At 65.0% G+C, this 2127-nt stretch carries 4 protein-coding genes; all 4 read right to left on the reverse strand.

The features are described from left to right. Positions 1–154: 154 nt before the first annotated feature. Positions 155–457 (reverse strand): helix-turn-helix domain-containing protein, encoded by a 303-nt coding sequence (locus ACFE7K_RS15730; RefSeq protein ID WP_375399134.1) that lies wholly within the window; start codon positions 455–457, stop codon positions 155–157. After that, positions 454–813 (reverse strand): type II toxin-antitoxin system RelE/ParE family toxin, encoded by a 360-nt coding sequence (locus tag ACFE7K_RS15735; RefSeq protein ID WP_375399135.1) that lies wholly within the window; start codon positions 811–813, stop codon positions 454–456. The genes ACFE7K_RS15730 and ACFE7K_RS15735 overlap by 4 nt, the downstream gene beginning before the upstream one ends. Before the next feature lie 505 nt (positions 814–1318). Then, positions 1319–1651, reverse strand: coding sequence for a helix-turn-helix domain-containing protein (locus ACFE7K_RS15740; protein ID WP_375399136.1), 333 nt, complete (start codon positions 1649–1651; stop codon positions 1319–1321). Next, entirely contained in the window at positions 1635–2018 is a 384-nt protein-coding gene (locus ACFE7K_RS15745; RefSeq protein ID WP_375399137.1) for a type II toxin-antitoxin system RelE/ParE family toxin, read from the reverse strand. The genes ACFE7K_RS15740 and ACFE7K_RS15745 overlap by 17 nt, the downstream gene beginning before the upstream one ends. Positions 2019–2127 lie beyond the last annotated feature (109 nt).

Genomic DNA, 2127 nt, shown 5'->3' on the forward strand with positions numbered 1-2127 from the left:
AACCACGCTCTTGTGAATCCCCTCACGATTCAAATCAGCTTAAAACCGCTCTAGCGTGATCGCCGGCCGATCGGACACGCCGATGGCGGGATCGCCTGGCACGACATCGACGCCGCATCGCCGCACTCGATGCCGAAGCGGCCCAGGACGACGGCTAGGCGGCGCGTAGCGCATCGCGGGCTTGGGCCGGCAGATGGGCAATGACCGAGAGGTAGGCGCTCGCGGTCGCGTCGGGCTGACGGCGTCCCTGTTCCCAGCCCTTCAAGGTCGCCAGCGGGATGCGGTAGGTACTAGCGAACGCCTGCTGGGACAGGCCCAGCCCCTCGCGGATCGCGCGGACATCGGGCACCTCGATCGTGTGGACGCGCGCCACCTTGCCACGTCCCTGGGCGTGTGCTGCGGCCTCTTCTATCGCCGCGATCAGGTCTTCGCCAAAGCTGGTCCCAAGATCGCTCATCGTTCATCTCCTCGTTGATCCGCCATCGCCTTGATGGTCGCGGCCAACGCCGCGACGGCCTTCTTCTCTTCGGGCGTCAGGTCGGTCGCCTGCGCCTTCGCATAGGCCAGCAGCAGGTAGAGCGGGCAATCGGGGCGGTAGTAGAAATAGATCGCCCGCGCGCCGCCCCGCTTGCCGCTGCCCGACCGTCCCCAGCGCACCTTGCGCACTCCGCCCGTGCCGGGGATCAGGTCACCCGCTTCCGGGTTGTGCGCGAGGTGATCGACCAGCTCGGCCAGCTCCTGCTCGTTCCATACCTTCTCCGCCGACCGCACGAACGCCTGCGTCTCGGCAACGGTGATCGGACGGGTCTGCATTACCCGCCACGTACGTCAATGACGCCCAATCTGCAATCCCCGAACCATGCCGCTCCTCTCGCTGCACCGGAAATCGCGTCTGGCGCGTGCAGCCCGTTGCAACGCCGATCGCGCCCCGATCGTCCTCGGTAACACCCTGATTGGCCTCGGGATTATCGCCGGCTGCACCTCAACTTGTCGCGGAGTGCTCTGTTGCCGCAGAGAGCGCCTTCCACGGCTGTCCTACAAGCCAGATCCATGCGATAACCCGCTTCCCGCTCTTTGACCCGCTGCCTCCTTCAATCCTCACACGCCATTTCGGGTGCCGTGTGCGCGACCTTCACTAACTTTGCGTGCCCGCAGCCACGGCGTTATACCTAACACCGCTCTTGGCTGCTTGAACCCGCCTGCGCTCCCCCGGGGGCAAGCTCACGACAACCGCGACCTCGTGAACTTTCGTGACTTTTGGCGCCCGCTTATCACGCCATGGGGGGATGCCCGACCGGTACGAGTTCGGCGGCGTTGCTCATCCCACCGCTGCCAGCCCGTCGCGCGCGATGATCGACAGAAGCCGTAGCGCCGGGCCGCCAGGGCGCTTCACGCCGCGCTCCCAATCGGATACCAGGTTGCGCGAGACGTTCAGATACGCCGCGAACACCGGTTGCGAGACATGCTCACGCTCGCGCAACGCGCGGATGTCGGCGCCGGCGAGGATCGGCGTTTCGATCAGGCATGCGCGATCGAAGGTCCTGAGCGTCTCGCGCGACACCACGCCCGATTCGCATGCGCCCGTCATCATTTCGTGGATCGAGCCGGCAATGTCGCCGCGATAGGTCGGTGCATCAGTCTTGGCCGTCATGATCGATCTCCATCAAAATGCCCGTTTCCACCAACCGGTCCAGCGCCGCATCATGCCAGCCCAGCGCAACGCCTGCAGCCTGTTTCAGCAAGGCCAGTTCAGCCTCCGATACATTGTCGCGTCGGTTCTTGGCGAAACCAAAAGCGAAAACCGCCCGGTCGCCGCTACGGAAGAAGAGCAACGCGCGATATCCGCCTGATCGGCCCGCGCCGGGCCGCGCCACCCGCTGCTTGATCACGCCGCCGCCGAGGTCGGCATCGATCAGGCCGCGTCCGGCGCGGGCAACGGCGTCGATCAACATCGCATCGTCTATCCGCTCCCTGCGCGCGAACCGCTGAAACCAGGCGTTCTTGAAGATGCGCGGCACCAACAATCCTCTCAGAGGGAGACTATAACACGCGGCGTTATAGTTCAACGATGACGCGATCGGGCATGTCGGCAACAATGACGGCGCGCCGGCCGATTATGCCGGGTCG

Source organism: uncultured Sphingomonas sp., from assembly GCF_964244265.1.
In the GTDB taxonomy this organism is placed as follows: Bacteria; Pseudomonadota; Alphaproteobacteria; order Sphingomonadales; family Sphingomonadaceae; genus Sphingomonas.